Source organism: Bdellovibrionota bacterium (assembly GCA_035292885.1).
Lineage (GTDB): Bacteria > Bdellovibrionota_G > JALEGL01 > JALEGL01 > DATDPG01 > DATDPG01.
The window spans coordinates 16,223-32,320 of record DATDPG010000189.1 but is presented as its reverse complement, the minus strand read 5'-3'; the positions used below and the strand labels follow the sequence as shown (position 1 = coordinate 32,320).

Genomic DNA, 16,098 nt, shown 5'->3' with positions numbered 1-16,098 from the left:
CAGCGTAGCGTGGAATCCGTCAGAAAATATAACTCAACGATTCCTATCGTTGTTTTTATTTATGGTTCTTCAATACCCGATGGTTCGTTAAAAAGTCTTGGCAAGCTGGCGCACTTGGAAAGTTGTGCAAATGTGCCTCAAGATATGCTGACCTTCTTAAAATGGACGAGTCTTCAAAAACTGGATGCCGATGAAGTCCTGTTTCTTGATGCAGACACCTTCGCGTCTGCAGATGTCCAACGGCTTTTCAGTTTGCCGATTAGAGCAGATTTTCTGGCTCGGAAGGAAGTTGGAACTTCGTTTAATCACTCTTTGGAATACTATGCAAACTTCCTTCAACGCCGGCAAATCGATCCTGAAAAATTTTGCGCTTTCGCTTCCAGCATGAATATTCCAGTGACACCTGTATTTAATACCGGTGTCATGCTCTTTCAGAATAAAACACACTTGAAAGTGGCCGAAAATCTTCCTTTCCTTTTTAGGATGATCAGCCGGTTTGAGGAGAATAGAGAACAGTACCCGTGCGATAATTGGCATTTGCGAGACGAGATCGCGGGTAGCCTTCTGATTGGAAGCATCCCGGGGTTGACATATGCTCAGCTGCCAAAAGAGAAAGTGCCGTGGTATTTCGAATATTTGGCTGGTGCTGTGAAGGACTGGGGAGTAGTGATGCATACTTTGTCGCATCATTACGCGGTGTTTTTGCGCGAACTTTATTACGGAGAAAGGCCTCAAACAAGCGAAAAAACCGCGAACGAAATAAGAAAGATACTTTTTGGTGCGTTAATAAAATCGTCTCCAACAAAGAAGACCACTTCCCATGGTCGTTCAGATGTGTCGACCACCTTTAGAATTGTCGGTTCGGAAGAGGATCGCGAAGTACTTCCCATGAAAGCAACATATCGCTACATCAAGAAGGCATTTCCTAAAAACCAAGACATCACTTTCGTGATTCCAGCAAAAGCATGCCGTGGACTCGACCTATCTTTCTTACAAGATGAAGAAGCAAACGAGTGCGTACATTATTCAAAAACTCTTGAAAACAGCACCATTCTTAATCTACCGAATTCATTGCCTATTGGTTCGATTGTGTTGATGAATTCCAATGTGATCTTAACACGACCTGATTTATTATCGGCGCTAAAGCCGGGGAAAATTTCCATAGTTAGTATTCCCCATGAGCAGTGGATTCCTGGAATACAAAAGGCCTGGGGAGCTAAAGTTATCACTTTTCCTTTCTCAAGAGAATGGCTCGACCAAACCTTGAGAGACCTAAAGATAAATCCATCGAAATTTTGGATGTTGGATACTGAGTTTATGCTAATTAGTCGCGATGCATTAAGATTGATACAGGAGAATCTTGAGTTGTTACATCAATTGATGGAGAGATTTAGAAAAGAAAAAGGGATATACGAATCAAAGGACAAGCAACTAATAACCAAGTTTTCGGCATCCGTGTTTCTCCATAAGTTAAAGGGCATTCACCTGAAGGCCCTAAAAATGGACGCTTTTCCTTGGTATACTGACTTAAAAGCTGGAGTTGTGAATCCCCAAAAAGCACCCTTGGGTATCCGTTTTAAAAGGGCAGTTCTTGAGAACCTACCAGAAGAGCTTTATGAACTGTTCTCTTGATAACTTCGTGCGCGACGACCTTTCCCAACGAGGATTCCTGCCTACGGCTGGTTTCTGCTGTGTTGATTGAACTGCGTCGTCATTTCTTGACCGTTTACGTTGCGTTACCCCCTGATCACAATGGTGGGGTGTGGCTCCATCAAATCGAACCTTTTCTTTATCGCTTAGAGGAAACAGAAGTGGTGGATCTTTCTTTAGGCTGATGTGTTGGTGATGGCGCAAGTCGTTGCAAACGACTCAATTCTCTTATTGAAACTCCTAGTTTCAGAGCCGCTATCCTCCTAGATCCGAACTCTTTCACTATATTTGTTAGCATAAGGTAAACTTCCCAACCGCGGGTGATTTTGTCGGCAGACGCGACTTGATTATGCTGCATTCTAGTTTGGCTCGCCAAGTGTCGAACGTATTCCTGTGGAACAAGGCAAGCACGAGCAACAAGCGCCGGATGACCTGTTGACTTGAGCAATCGCAAAATAATTGCGTCAATCGACGGGCTGTCATTCACTCTTGGGAATGAGACATCAGGAATTGGAACACCGAGAAATCTGCAAAGTGGAATCCATGGGTTCTTCACACGAAAAATATTAAGGATCAAGAGGTCTTTAGGGCGTCCCTTGAAATACTGACGCACCAAGATGTCGTGTCTATCATAGGCAGAGGACCATTTTTTTCTGTCAAATTGTTTCCCGCCATATAATGCACGGTGGATTCCGGTGATGAAAATATCCTGGTCGTAGAGCTTCTGTCGTCGTCGCCACATCTGTTCGCATGAAGAAAGCCATTCGACTTTCTCGCGCGGTGTAAAGATGAAGCGACTATTGGGAAAGCGGTGATCAAGTTGACGGAAATTGAGAGCAACGGGAGTATCTGTGCTGGCGTCATATTTCTCAATTTGTCGTAGTGAGCTTGGGAAATGAATGCAACTGAATCCTAGGATTTCGAGTGCACGCGAAAGACTAGAAGTTCCTGTCTTACTCAGACCAATACCAAAGATTTTCACAAACGACTAAAAAAGGCTGTATTGTATGAGTTATGCATACGTCAAATTATAACAAGTTCGGTAGAAAGTGATGATAATGTATTCATCTTATTCGCTACTTGGCAACCATCAGAAAGAGAAAGAATAGATAAAAAGCCAATCTAATTACAGACATCCCAGCCTCTAATGCAACAACATTAGAAGTCCGACCAGCATCAAAACTACGGTTAGAACAGTTCGAATAATCCTTGCTGGAAGAATCAAAACAAGCTGCGCACCGAGGAGAACTCCAGGCACGGCTCCAATTAAGATCGATCTTGCCAAATGAAAATCAACTCTTCCTTTTAACAAATGGCCGAGTGATGCCGCTGAGCAAAGAACCACCGCATGCATGAGATCGGTTCCAACAATGGTCTTGGGATGGATCGGGAAAAAGAGAGTCATAATAAGAAGAAGAACCGATCCGCTTCCAATGCTTGTCATGCTCACAATAAATCCCACAAGAAAGCCAAAAATCATAGTTCGAACAAAGGAAGGCATTGCTTTAGGTTCTGAAATTCGTTTGTAATATCTACTTCTCGCCCATGACGATGCTGCCGCCAGGATCAAGACTAGACCTAGAAGATGCTTGAGCAACGGCTCGAGATCCTCTTTTGGGAGATAGTTCATCAGAAGAGTTCCCAGGATGGCTCCAGGAACCGATCCAGAAGCGAGCCGACCGACTATTTCCCAGTTCACCTCTCGACGAATCGCGTAGGTCCCTGCCCCCACAAATTTTGTAATACTTCCGACAAAGAGATCTGTGGCAATCGCGATGGAAGGTGAAATGTGTAAAATAAGAATGAGGCATGGAGTAAGCAAAGCTCCGCCACCAATAGATGTGAAACCCACCAGAGTTCCTACAAAAAACCCAAGAAAGATGGCCATTGGGTTCATTTCAAAAGTTTACTGAACTTACAAAAAAAATGTAACATGATTTCTATTCTTCCATTAGAGATAAAAAGTTTCGTTCAGGAATTTAAAATCGCGACTAAAGCCGCAGTTTTGGCAGGAAGGGAAGCGCTCAAATACTATCGTAAAAAAGGGTTAATGACGCGGGAGAAAAAGCCAGGGGACTTTGTCACAGAGGCGGATCTTGCCGCAAACCGAATCATCTTAGAAATGCTGCACCAACATTTCCCAAAAGACCGGATCGTGAGTGAAGAGAGCCCGCCAGATGAAGAGGACAAAGCTTCCGACCGGCTCTGGTTAGTGGATCCATTGGATGGAACGAATGACTTTATTAGTCAAACGGGAGAATTCAGTGTCATGGTTGGTCTTGCACTGAATGGAAAGTGCCAGCTAGGAGCGGTTTATCGTCCAGACCCTGGCATTCTCCACTTTGGAGGGATAGGGATAGGCGCCTGGATGGTGGAACAGCCGACGGAAGAGAAAACACCTCACCCACTCATCCTTTCTCAATCTCCATCGCCTCGTCTCAGGTTTGTCTGTTCCCGATCTCACCCGGATCCAAAACTGGAACAACTTAAGACAAGACTAAAGAACGCAGAAATCGTCCTTTGTGGCTCCGTAGGGCTAAAATGTGCGATGATCGCGCAAGATCAAGCCGATCTTTACGTTCATCCGGTACCATTTTTGAAGGAATGGGATACATGTGCGCCGGAAGCGCTTCTTCGTGGCGCAGGCGGTATCGTTACAGACTGTTATGGAAAAGAATTTCGCTATGGTAAAAAGGATCCTCATCAACCGGGTGGGATTTTTGCGGCACCCCAAGAAATTTGGAACCGTGTAGCCAAAGAGGTCTTTTCCGTAGCACCTGATCAAGCAAAACTATGCTAACCGAACCTCATGGTGGGCAATTAATTGAATGCCTCGTCTCTTCGGCGGAGCTTTCTGAATTTGAAAAAGAAGCTAAGACACTTCCAAAGCTCACACTCGATAATCGGGAATTGGCAGATTTAGAGCTCATTGCAGTAGGAGCTGTTAGTCCTTTGCAAGGGTTCATGGGGTCTGCTGACTATTTAAACGTCCTCGACCGACTTCGACTGTCAAACGGGACGGTTTGGCCACTACCCATAACGATAGCTATCAATGATATCCAGCGAAAAGAGCTATCTGTGGGGAAGAAGGCAGCGCTTTACGATAGTACAGATCGACTCTGGGGAGTTCTTCAAATCGAAGAGATTTTTGAGCGAGATCCAAAACATGAGGCAAAGGCGATCTATCGCACGGAAGATCCGAGCCATCCAGGAGTGGCCTATCTCCTTTCTAGGCCGACCCTTTTGATTGGCGGAAAGGTAAAGGTTCTACCCCTCCCCTCCAATCTTTCTTTTTCCGAGTATCGTCTGACCCCAAAAGCTTTAAGAGAAAAGATCGCTCAGCGAAAATGGCAACGTGTGGCCGGCTTTCAAACGCGAAATCCAATCCACCGCGCGCATGAACATCTAACAAAGCTTGCCTTGGAATTTACCGATGGTCTCGTGATCCATCCTCTTATCGGTGAAACCAAGAGCGATGATATCCCCGCATCGGTCCGTTTCCAGGCCTATCAAATTCTGATCGAGAATTATTATCCAAAAGACCGTACGCTGCTTGCAGCTTTCCCTGCGGCTATGCGCTACGCGGGACCTCGCGAAGCCATCTTTCACGCCCTGGTTAGGAAAAACTACGGCATCACCCATTTCATTGTAGGGCGCGACCATGCAGGCGTCGGAAAGTTTTACGGGCCGCTCGAGGCTCAGGAGATTTTTGATCGTTTTGAACCATCGGAGTTGGGTGTAGTTGCTCTCAAATTTGATCCCACATTCTATTGCAAGGCATGCGGAAACCTAGCCTCTGAGCGCACCTGCCCTCATGGGGATTCTGAACGATTAGAGTTTTCTGGGACCAAAGTACGCGACATCTTGCGTAGTGGAGGGAACCTCCCCCAAGAGTTTACACGCCCTGAAGTTGCAAAGGTTCTTCGCGATTATTACGCTGCCGATACAAAATCCGAAAATCGCACAAATGCTCCTACAATCTCTACGAATTCACCAGGGGGTTTCATCCTTTGGTTCACGGGAATGTCAGGTGCAGGAAAAAGTACGATTGCGAATGTCATTAAACGACAACTCTCCAATCGCCGACTTGAAATTTTGGACGGGGATGAGGTTCGCACGTATCTTTCCAAGGGGCTTGGCTTTTCCAAAGAAGATCGCGACGCCAATATTCGGAGGATTGGATTCGTGGCCCGACTTTTAGCGCGAAACGGTGTCATCGCAATAACGGCTGCGATTTCGCCTTACAAAGAGATTCGGAATGAAGTGCGAAAACTTGCGGCGCAAGACGGCGTTCCTTTTGTAGAGGTTTTTGTGAAGGCCGAATTAAATACGTTGATCAATCGGGATGTAAAGGGCCTATATAAAAAAGCGATCGCAGGCGAGATTAAAAACTTCACAGGAGTATCAGATCCCTATGAACCTCCTGATAACCCCGAAGTCCTGGTAAGGACCGACACCGAAAATGTAGGTGAAAGTGCAAAAAAGATTCTTGGGTTTTTGGATCAAGCAAAGCTCATTAAGCAGTAATCTGACACATCAAGTTACGATATCGAATGCGTTGGGCCCTTTGGTAGAAACTTCATACGGCTTATTGCGTTCCCGGATAAGCTCTTAAGAAACATCAACGAGTCAAATCGATCTTCTTTTGCATGCTGCTCAACAATCTCTCTCAACGTTAGATTTAGTTCGTCGTTCTGCTCATATACGAATTGAAAGAATCTTTTTATGTTACCTTCGTAGGACAGTGCTGCGTCAATGGTCATCTTTTCTCCCTCTCTTGGGGCTGGAATCGTTGGCACATGATCTAAATGTCCAAGCAGGAAAATTGCAGCGAGAAACGAGGACGTTACTGTAGAAACTGCTTGCAGAGAGCAGGGAGTGCCTTGCGTTATTGACGCAAGTTGAACAAGGGTTGACGCAGCACAAAATATTCGTGAGATAGATGGCAAAAATTCCGTTTCGTACACAATGTGGGGGAATCGTTTCAAGATTGACATCCGGATCGACGAAGACAGTACAATTAATGCCATATCGTCGATAGTGCTTCGTGTCGCAAGGTAATCTTCAGCGCCGATAAACATTACTATTTGCCGTCGGAACAACTCAAGCTCTTGTTTTTTTTCTGTGATCAAATGTGGCGGTGGCACTTCAGGTTCACTGTCATTCTCTTGTAGAGACGTTAATTCCCAGGTGGCAAGCACATCAAACAAGTCCGTCGTTTCTATCCTACGAAAAGAGTCTCGAGACCAAGTTTCATGCTGAATGATTTGCTTTGTGAGTTCTCTCACTTGTGGGGGTTGTTCGGGCCTCCTAGCTGTTACTGTTCCTGCGCCTTTAATGTAATCGGCTGCAACCATAATATCTTTCAAAATGTCCTCATAATACAAAACCGCATCATTTTCTGGAGAGCTAGAAATCTTAAGCGGACAAAGAAAGTTAACGTCCACCACAAGAATATCATTCGAAAAGAAATAGGCGTTTGCCGGGAATGTTTTACAAACTATAGGTTTGAAATCGCGGCCGTGTTTGGCTTGTATGTCACAAAAACCAGAGTCTTGTAAGAAAAAACATTTCGGCTTCAGATTGATGAGTGGCACGCCTGTTACGGCTCGTCTGGTAGCTGGTTGAGCAAAATATTTAAGCGTAGGGTACAAGACTTCCAGTTTGGTCATTTCTTTAGCGGTGACACCGAAACCAGCGCCCTTGCAACATTGGAAACCACATTCCGGACAATTATAACGAAGAAGACCGTCGGGGAAGGCAAAGTAAACTTGAAAAGGAAGGTTCAACACAGATGATAGAACGTAAGGTTACTCAACTACTTCTAATTTATCCATTTTATCCAGGATTTTGGAGATAATCTCCTCTAATACACCTTAGAAGATCCCCGGGCGTAAGCCCGTGGATATCTAGTTTCTTCACCACGTCGACCGTCAGAAGAAAACCATTGAATTGTCGGGGTTTCCTTCCGCAAACAACTTTTGAACCAGCCGTCCACGGCTAAGTGAAGGGATCAAAGCGCTGAAATTCCATTGATTGAATTTCAGAGCTACGGCTGCAAGCTCCTTCACCGATATTTGTAAAGATTTCTGGGTCCCGGAAATTGCGTGGTTTCCGGACAGAAATATCGGATGGTCATCAGGAAAAAATCGCTGGAGATCCTCTACCAGCTGCTTCGTGGCGCTGTGGAATCCTGTCTTTCCTCTATCCCCCAACTGACCAAGGATACAATCCATATTTGGCGAAATATCCGGAGCGGTCACGCCTCCAAGGCGCACTTGAACTTTGTCGGGAAACGAGAGGGGGGTCGCTTCGTACATGATGTCTATGAACGACATAGAGTGAGTCAGCTTCAGGGCCACCCTCTGATGCAACGTGTGCTGTTTTACCACTTCCGTGAGATACACCCACACCTCGGGGTTTCCCGAGAAAGCGAAGGTAATAGATCGTCCCTGTTGCGCCAGGTGCAAAATTCGCCGAGGGGTGATGTTATAAAAGAGAGAGCGCGAGGCCTCGGCGATATCATAAAAGCTGCTCAGGTTCACGACCTTTGGAGCATTGTAAATCCATCGACGCAAAAACGCGCGCTCAAATCCAGGAGGTCCGAGATCCTGCATCCAAATCTCCTCAGCACCGTCCAAGGCGGCGGCCGCCCCGATGCTCATGGCACCCTCTTCGCCGGGTCCCACGCCTACGAAATGAATACAGCCATGTTTGGACGGGGCCGAGATCTTACGGCGGCGCTGAAGGGGTCTGCGGACCTCAAGGATTTCGTTACGTACGAGGAGGTCCAAAACCGAAAGCATTTTTTTTTGATCTTCGGAATTTCTAAAAACCTTAAGATACGACTTAAGGGGACGCCATCGCTGAAACGTCCGTAAAATGCTCCTTGCAGTCGCATGCCTCGGCGTTGAGCCCACAACAAAAGGGCCGTTGCCGAAGAAGAGAAATTTATGTGGACGCTTTTCAGCTTCAAATTCATCGATGATCATATCCTGAAAATCACGCCCAAAACGTAGATGGTGACGACTTAATGGCGGCTCCAATGTGGAAATCTCATCCAACGGAAAACAGCTCTCCACTTCAGTCGGCTGTCGCGCTCTCAATGAAACTCCTGAGGCATATACGTCGTCGGAACAGCGGCGAGCTCGTTTCGGAACCAGCGCCCGATTGTCGAACTCGGCCCAGAGCAGCGTCTTGATCACATCTTCCACATTAGCGATTCGCATTTGCTGTGTTTCCCAGTTCAGTTCACGTCCGTCGGGGCCTATGAGGCTCCCGACGTGTATTCTTAGGTCGAATCCGGAGATATTATTTTGGATCTCAAGAACAGTATCCATGACGGCGAAGATAGCTTGCTGCTGCCTGGGAAACGAATCCATCGCAAGATGCACCTGGAGAAAGGGCCGGATTGTGCCACGACTCAGATTCATCAGCTGTTTTTTAAACACCCGCAGCTGGGTTCCTGATTTCAGGAACGAGTGGTCAAACCTCCAGGTAAGTAGGCGCGCTGGTTGGGGACCGGTCTTCTTCGCGCGCGTATTACGCCCCTGTTTTCTGAGGGGACTTACCATAAAACGAGCGCCTGGAGCCCCGGTGGTAATGACTTTCCGCAGGGCCTCCAAAAACTTGGAGTCAAAACGGTCTGGACCCAAAACTAGGATCGTAACGTTAATATTGGGATCGGCCAGCAATGGTAAAGCACTGATCAGAAAAGGGGACTGACCTTCTTCCGAAAAAAGAATCTCAAGATCTTGTCGGTCGAATCGTTCAGTCGTTTGATGGAGATAGGACTCGAGATATAGGTTCCAGAGGTTTCCGATTCTACCGTAAGTGGATGGATTTAAGATCTGGGTCAGCGGACAATTAAATCGGTAACAGGCCTTTGTGAGCGAGAAATACCAGGACGTATTGTCGGAAGTCAGCAGGTAAATATAATCCTCCCAAAGCTCTAGGTCCTTGATTGGAGCTCTGTTCGATCGCGAGATCAGCGAGTTGATGACAGTGATCTCTCGAATTGCGTGGGAGTATGCGCGCACCTCCTCTCCACGCAATCGTTCAAGGCGATTCAGTTGGACAACTCGGGCTTGAGCATCCTTCTTCTGCTGTCGAATAACTTTTGAGGAGGCAAGGAAATCCCGAAAAAAAAGATTATGGTCGACAGAAGCCTGAGATCCCTGAACATCCGACTCCTCAGCAAGAAAGAAAGATGGATCCTTCCATGGAAGAGTCCAAATCACCTCAGTTAAGTACCTCCCAAGGACGTTACATGGCAACTATTTTGAGCCCTATCCACAAAGGGAACCGGTTACGATTTTGGAAACCGTGATGTTGATCTTAGCCGAAACTTTATACGCTACTTCTCTGAATGTCGGGAAATCCTCCTCCCGCACTACTATTTTGTAAGGTCTTTCATCTTCATAGGGTTGTTAGGGTAGGAAGAGATCGAGGGACCAATAAGTCTATTCGAATCGCGGGTGAATTTGATGGAATTTCTGAGAAAACAAATATGGTGGGTTAGACCGTTTGCTTGAAGAATACCGAGATAATCAGTTCCAAGAGCCTCGTCCGGGTCGCTTCACTTTACGGGAATTGCTGTTCTCTATACGCTTTTACGGCCTCTAGCCCACTGTTTGGACTTTGCTGCAACGGTCGCTCAAATACAACTCTGAAGATCTTGATGGAAGATTTAGAACCGATACGCGCACATTTATCAAACTGGATTCTCTGGGAATTACTGGACAATTGCCCATGATGGGCGCACCACAAGAAAAAGGCCCCGCTTGGGGGCCTTTTTCTCTAAGCCGTTAGGAAGGCTAAATTAGCACTCTGCGCCAGAAGACTGCGTAAGCTTGGGAGCAATCTTGGCCTCAAGTTCCAGGATCTCGAGATCCAATTTAACCTTCTTGACTTCCACTTTCTTTGTTTCTTTCTTCATTTTAGACTCCTTCGTTTCGACAGATAATCAACCATCGGCCAACACACATGCCAGCCTTTAGGTCACCACCTTTGCGCCCCGCGCTTTCGCTGCCGGTTAGCCGTTTCGGCGAAGACCTACCAAACTATTGATCTAGTAGGCACGTAACTTTAGTAACAATTAATCACAAAAGTTACATACATAAGCTAACAAAACCACTAAGGTCGTGTCAAGCTTCCCATAGACGACAGCTGTGTTAACCTAACGCTCTAGAAATCAAGGACTTTTTCAGATGACTACCGCAAGGCGACAACCCAAGCTTCGATCCGATCTTCAAATCCAGCAACTTGATCCCTCCCATTTTCAACTTAATGATTCCCGTACGGGAGCCACATTACGTCTCGATTCCACCGGTTACTTGGTAGCGGAACAATTTGAATCCGGAGAATGGGATATCGAAACCGTGTGTATTAAATTACGTGACGAACATGGGCTTCAGATCGATCGAGATCAGGTGCTCGATTTTCTACAGAAATCCGAAACTCTCGGTTTTCTGGAGGACCCTCTTTCAACTCTGGGCCTCGATGAAGCCGAACACAAGAATACTTTATCGTTCATGCCGGGCAGAGCCGTCGAAGGGCTTGAGCAGCTTAAAAAGATTCGCAGCCATGCCACCGATTCGCGTCTCCTGGTTCGTGTTGTGAATTCGAAAATCGGGAAATTTGCGCTTGCCACCGTCATCTTGTTGGTCTTCCCATGGAAGTTACACGTAGGTGGCAACCTGCTCGTCGAGCCATCCCGTAGATTCTTTGTTCGTACCTTTCTCTTAGGCACCATCGACAAGGTTTTTGTTCAGGAAGGAGACGCGGTCACTATTGACCAGCCCCTTGTTCGTTTACATGGCGGCCGTACCAAAGAAGCTTATCCGCTCGTACGCTCGCCCATAAATGGCGTCGTCGTATCCTCCGATATTTCGCGTTTGATCGGGCAGCAGGTCGAACCCGGCAATCTAATCATGGAAGTATCCGACCTGCGAAAAATGATGATTCGAATCTATGTCAGCGAAAAGGACGTTGCCCTCATCCACGAAGGCGACTTGATTGAGTTCAAGGTCCAGGCGATTCCGGAAGAGACCTTTACGGCGACCCTGACCAGGATCGCGCCTATGGCGGAAACTCCGAAGGAGGACTTACCTGAACCGCCAGAACGATTTTTCCGCGTATATGCCGACTGCGATAATGCACATCCCGGACTTAAACCGGGGATGACCGGAATCGGGCATATCGCCATCGGATGGCGAACGGCAGGGACGATTCTCCTGCGGCAGATCACTCGCTACATACGCGTGAATCTTGTCGTATAGGATCTTTAAAGTTCGATCGGATATTTCGATCCGAAGCACATATTCTCGCGGAAAACTAAGTCACATTGCCGCAGACCCGATTCTCGGTACCTACTGGTCACTGTCCTTCTTCCAATATGGGCTTCTCCGATTCTTCCAACGGTGCCCGGCCACTGCCGTTGAGGCAAGCGAATTTCTTTCGAATAAATACGGCGTCGAAATGGAATCCGATTCCATCGAAGGGTTTCTCGTAAATATGGATAGAAAAGGACTCCTGGAACCAGATCACCATCTCAAGCTTTCACCGTCTCAGCGGCTCGCAATCACTTCGTCTCTCAAAAACATGTTTGCTCGCTTTTTGCGTCGTCGCTGGGGCATGAAGCATCCCACCTCGATCGAAGTGAACTTCTGGTCAGACCTTTTTTGTCGACTCCATAATGCGGATCCCGTTGGGCTCATCGAAATCACCAAAAGATCGAATCTTGGGAACGAGTTAGAACGCGATCACCTTTGGGCTAAAGACACCGCCACAGAGGCCATTTTGCGAACACAAACTTCCACGGCGGACGGGGGACAGCGCCATCTGCCGGCTCTCACCACACAGTTCAATCTGTTTGATCCCCAGGAAATTTTCGGCCGTTTTAAGCCGCTTATCAACCTGCTGTTTTCCCGTTTCACGCTGACTTTGATGGCCGGACTGTTTTTCGTCGCACAGGTTTTGTTTTGGGTCCACAGCGATTACTGGATCAGGGGATTTAACAAACCGATATATCAAATGCTCAACCACATCGTGTTGGCGACTTTTGTTAATCGTTTCTCTGTTGTCGCCCACGAATTCGGCCATGCACTAACCTGTTACAAGTTCGGAGGGAAGGTTCGGCGTATGGGGGTGATTCTTTTTCTTGGATTTCTTCCGGCCTTCTTCGCGGACGTTTCAGACAGCTACTTCTTCCGACAACGAAATAGAATCCTCGTCATGCTCGCCGGCGTTTTATCTCAACTCGTACTCTGGAGCTGCGGAATGATTGTTTGGAGTGTGGCGCCCTCCGGGTCCTACATCCAATTGCTTGGGCTTCTTTTTTGTCTCGCCAATGGGATTGATATTTTGTTCAGCATTATCCCCGTGTTCAAACTGGACGGCTATTTCATTTTGTCCGATCTGCTCAACATCGATAATCTCTATTCGCGAAGCTTCCGGTACTGCAATTCAAGAATCCTTCAGGCGATTACGGGGAACAAAGCCCAAACAACATCCGTTCCAACATCGCGGGAGATTCGCTGGTTCTGGCTGTTTTATTTCTCCACGATCTTCTTTCTAACGTGCGAACTTCTGCTCACTTTATGGCTTGTCTCTATCGCATGGGCATATTCAATTTTTTTCCCGCAAATTCTTTATCTGCTCATGCTTCTAGCCTTGATATCGCGAATGATCGGCTACCTTCTACGAAGAGTACCACAGACAAATCGCGCCCATTTCTTGCGATCTCTCTACCGGTTTAGAATATCTTGGAAACCCATCGTGTGCATGCTCCTGCTAGGCGCAGCCCTTATGGCTCCCATTCCCTATAGAATTCCGGCGGAGGGTACGATTCTCCCTCTGCAGTCCACACTCGTGCGATCAACGGGTGGGGGTTCGATTGAAGAGGTATACGTGGAAGAGGGTGCACATGTGGGGGTTGGTGCGCCGCTCTTCCGAATTTCAAAAGGGGGATCGGATCTTATGATTCGAAGCCCGGATCGAGGGATTGTGATTACGCCGATGCTTCATGACGTCGCTGGACATTCCGTGCGTAAGGGGGATCCCCTCGTTCTATTGGCTACTGGAGAGTTGGGAATCGAATTGTTGATTTCCGAGAAAAAGGCTTCGGAACTTAGAATGGGATTACCATTTCGGGTGTCGCTGGTTGTGACCGGAATACCCTGCAATGGACGTTTAATTCATCTTTCTCCTACATACGTACCACGCGAATCCAAGGAATGGGCGTTTATGGGTATGTCCCCACCCGAGTCTACTGTGTTGATTAAGGGTCAGATAAGATGCCCCGACACTTCGGAACTTCGGCTTGGAACCCGTGTGACCGCCACAATTGACGCTGGAATGAAACCGCTCATATACGTATTGTTTCAACCTTTTTGGCTGGGAGCCGTTTACTTCATATGGACGAACTACTTATTTTAGAACCGGTCCTTACTTACGTCGCATAAAGTCGCGATAGCTCTTCTCGATCAGCCTTCCCCATTTTTCATTTCGGATCGTTTCACCATGAACGATCATGTGGTACCGTTCTTCATCTGACAAATTCACCACGGCGTGGATGTTCGAGACATCGAGAATAAAGGCCTTTCCTGCTCGGAACGGGACAAAACCCGCCCCTTTCATCTTTAGAAAGCATCCTGTTGGATGATTGAGAGCAAAATTGACTTCGCCCAGGTAGGAATTCTCGCGGTCGGTGTGCGGAAATATGAACCCTTGGGGCGCCATCACCATGAATCGAACTCGATAAAATTTGTCGCAAGGATACACTCTTTTGAGAAATCGTGTGGTGACTGGACACATGTCGGCGATTTCCGTCCACTTGTGAGGTGCTGCCTTGTCATCTTCATAGCCATAGTTATGGGCATTACCGGTAATCTCGGAACCCAGGCCATGAATCGTTAACGCCGTCCATCCACGATTTCCGTCAAGGTATCCTCTTCTCCCGCCTGATCTGTGTGATACGAATCTATGACGCAAACGCCTCGCTTCTTCCAGCATCTCCTCGAAAGGAAATTTGATGGATAACTCCAGCCAGGGCAACCCGCTCTTTCCTTGAATCCAAGCGAAACTCCGCTTTTTTTCCTCTATCGCATCGTGTGTTTTCCAATATTTCCGTCGAAGCAGCTCACCACTTCGCTCCCATTCCTCATGGTCATGGAAGAAGGTGCGTATGGCTTCCGGGAAATTAGGACGACGAAGGATATTCACAAGCTCATTTCCTTCGCCTCATCCACAAACCCAAGCAAATGTGTTTGATCAACCTCGTTTCTGCTCACGGGCTCGATATCTCTCGTCCTCCCACTGTTTAAGGATTGCCTCGCGGTCGATCGGCCTAGCGGGGAGGGGACCGGTCGGCGAAGGCTTCCGTCGCCGGCAAAATTTTTGCCACCATCTGTCCAATAATTGCGCCAGTCGTTCCGACAGCTTTTCAGATTTTGGCTGGAGAACTGTCAATAGGTTTTGGCGAAGAGCGGGGGGCATCGTGCGGCTGCCGAGATACCTCTTAAAATCTGTCGGGTTGAACATTTTCGCCAGAAACTTGGACCAATCGTTGCACCCCGGGACAACCGAGAAAGCGTCTTTGACTCCTGCCATCTCACATAATTCCGTACAGAGCGTCATCACTGGATAAATCGATTCGGGCCGAATCCCTACAGATACGGATATTTCTCCGCCGCGAACAGATATTTCGTGCATGGCTCCTCGTGGTAAGTAAATCCCTTGCCCGGCTATTAGTTCATATGTAGCAATGGGACTCTCGAACAGCTCCGGCTTTCCACGAAAATCGTGATCGAAGATAACCTTCTCGTAGAACTTTTGAGTTGGCCCCCACAGTTTAACGATTTTTCTGCCGTGAAACTGAAGCAAAATGCCGTCTCCCACATCGCAGTGCGCATCATATACGTGGTCTGAACCCGTTACGAAGAGAGAAATGCCGGGATCATACCCGAATGGGTAAGCCATGGACCATGCCGAATGAAATGCCCGCTTGATATATTTCCCGAACTCCGGCGCCTTTTTCTCAAGAAAGTCCGTTTGCAATTGAACGGCCAGCTTCTTACGCACGCCGCTGATCAGGGCCGCGCGAGTTTTGGCGTTCGCGTTTCCCCGAGAGGCATAGATCATCGCATCATCGTCATCTTTTCCGTCCTTAAATACCCGCCGCATAGCGGTGCCGATGAGAGCACGATCTTCCTGACAGATGGAAAGCGCCCATTCAACAGCATTTTCCGGGCTGGGCAGGCTCTTGGGGATATCGATGAGCATAGGTCGATTCGTGCCCCACAGCCGATTAATGCGCTTTAGGTCTTTGTCTATTTCAATTGGAACTCGCTTCAGATTGTTGTTCCCTCTTCCCGACACGATACCGCGAATATTTGACTTCGATGCCCGGTGATTATGCCATAAGATCTTGGCGACCCCAAATCCGTT

General features: G+C 47.4%; 12 protein-coding genes. 5 read left to right on the top strand and 7 right to left on the bottom strand.

Going from position 1 to position 16,098, the window contains the following annotated elements; translation table 11 throughout:
• Positions 1 to 9 precede the first annotated feature (9 nt).
• Positions 10 to 1,632, top strand: coding sequence for a glycosyltransferase (locus tag VI895_13790; GenBank protein HLG20872.1), 1,623 nt, complete (start codon positions 10 to 12; stop codon positions 1,630 to 1,632).
• Between the two features lie 157 nt (positions 1,633 to 1,789).
• Here the strand turns inward: VI895_13790 and VI895_13785 are convergent, their stop codons facing one another.
• Positions 1,790 to 2,632 carry a sulfotransferase gene (locus VI895_13785; GenBank protein HLG20871.1) on the bottom strand — a complete coding sequence of 281 codons (843 nt, stop codon included), beginning with the start codon at positions 2,630 to 2,632 and terminating at the stop codon, positions 1,790 to 1,792.
• A gap of 162 nt (positions 2,633 to 2,794) precedes the next feature.
• Positions 2,795 to 3,538 (bottom strand): sulfite exporter TauE/SafE family protein, encoded by a 744-nt coding sequence (locus tag VI895_13780; GenBank protein HLG20870.1) that lies wholly within the window; start codon positions 3,536 to 3,538, stop codon positions 2,795 to 2,797.
• Positions 3,539 to 3,583: 45 nt separating this feature from the next.
• Between VI895_13780 and VI895_13775 the strand changes: the two genes are divergently transcribed.
• Together VI895_13775 and sat are read left to right on the top strand one after the other, a co-directional pair.
• The gene (locus tag VI895_13775) at positions 3,584 to 4,450 is read left to right on the top strand and encodes an inositol monophosphatase family protein (GenBank protein HLG20869.1); all 867 of its coding nucleotides are present in this window, start codon (positions 3,584 to 3,586) and stop codon (positions 4,448 to 4,450) included.
• Positions 4,444 to 6,177: a sulfate adenylyltransferase gene (gene sat / locus VI895_13770; protein HLG20868.1), complete on the top strand. Its 1,734-nt coding sequence runs from the start codon at positions 4,444 to 4,446 to the stop codon at positions 6,175 to 6,177. The genes VI895_13775 and sat overlap by 7 nt, the downstream gene beginning before the upstream one ends.
• Positions 6,178 to 6,191: 14 nt before the next feature.
• On the opposite strand, the gene VI895_13765 is transcribed toward sat, so the two are convergent.
• Together VI895_13765 and VI895_13760 are read right to left on the bottom strand one after the other, a co-directional pair.
• On the bottom strand, positions 6,192 to 7,442 hold the full coding sequence (locus VI895_13765) for a hypothetical protein (protein ID HLG20867.1): 1,251 nt from the start codon (positions 7,440 to 7,442) through the stop codon (positions 6,192 to 6,194).
• Positions 7,443 to 7,583: 141 nt separating this feature from the next.
• Positions 7,584 to 9,344 carry a hypothetical protein gene (locus VI895_13760; GenBank protein ID HLG20866.1) on the bottom strand — a complete coding sequence of 587 codons (1,761 nt, stop codon included), beginning with the start codon at positions 9,342 to 9,344 and terminating at the stop codon, positions 7,584 to 7,586.
• A 1,515-nt stretch (positions 9,345 to 10,859) separates the two neighbouring features.
• Between VI895_13760 and VI895_13755 the strand changes: the two genes are divergently transcribed.
• Positions 10,860 to 11,930 carry an efflux RND transporter periplasmic adaptor subunit gene (locus tag VI895_13755; GenBank protein HLG20865.1) on the top strand — a complete coding sequence of 357 codons (1,071 nt, stop codon included), beginning with the start codon at positions 10,860 to 10,862 and terminating at the stop codon, positions 11,928 to 11,930.
• A gap of 97 nt (positions 11,931 to 12,027) precedes the next feature.
• Here the strand turns inward: VI895_13755 and VI895_13750 are convergent, their stop codons facing one another.
• On the bottom strand, positions 12,028 to 12,201 hold the full coding sequence (locus tag VI895_13750; GenBank protein HLG20864.1) for a hypothetical protein: 174 nt from the start codon (positions 12,199 to 12,201) through the stop codon (positions 12,028 to 12,030).
• Positions 12,202 to 12,285: 84 nt separating this feature from the next.
• Here VI895_13750 and VI895_13745 point away from each other — a divergent pair, with 84 nt between their 5' ends.
• Positions 12,286 to 14,088 (top strand): hypothetical protein, encoded by a 1,803-nt coding sequence (locus tag VI895_13745; protein ID HLG20863.1) that lies wholly within the window; start codon positions 12,286 to 12,288, stop codon positions 14,086 to 14,088.
• 9 nt (positions 14,089 to 14,097) lie between these two features.
• Here VI895_13745 and VI895_13740 read toward each other — a convergent pair whose 3' ends face one another.
• Together VI895_13740 and VI895_13735 are read right to left on the bottom strand one after the other, a co-directional pair.
• Positions 14,098 to 14,874 (bottom strand): aspartyl/asparaginyl beta-hydroxylase domain-containing protein, encoded by a 777-nt coding sequence (locus tag VI895_13740; GenBank protein ID HLG20862.1) that lies wholly within the window; start codon positions 14,872 to 14,874, stop codon positions 14,098 to 14,100.
• A gap of 48 nt (positions 14,875 to 14,922) precedes the next feature.
• Positions 14,923 to 15,933: a cupin domain-containing protein gene (locus tag VI895_13735; protein HLG20861.1), complete on the bottom strand. Its 1,011-nt coding sequence runs from the start codon at positions 15,931 to 15,933 to the stop codon at positions 14,923 to 14,925.
• Positions 15,934 to 16,098: the final 165 nt, after the last annotated feature.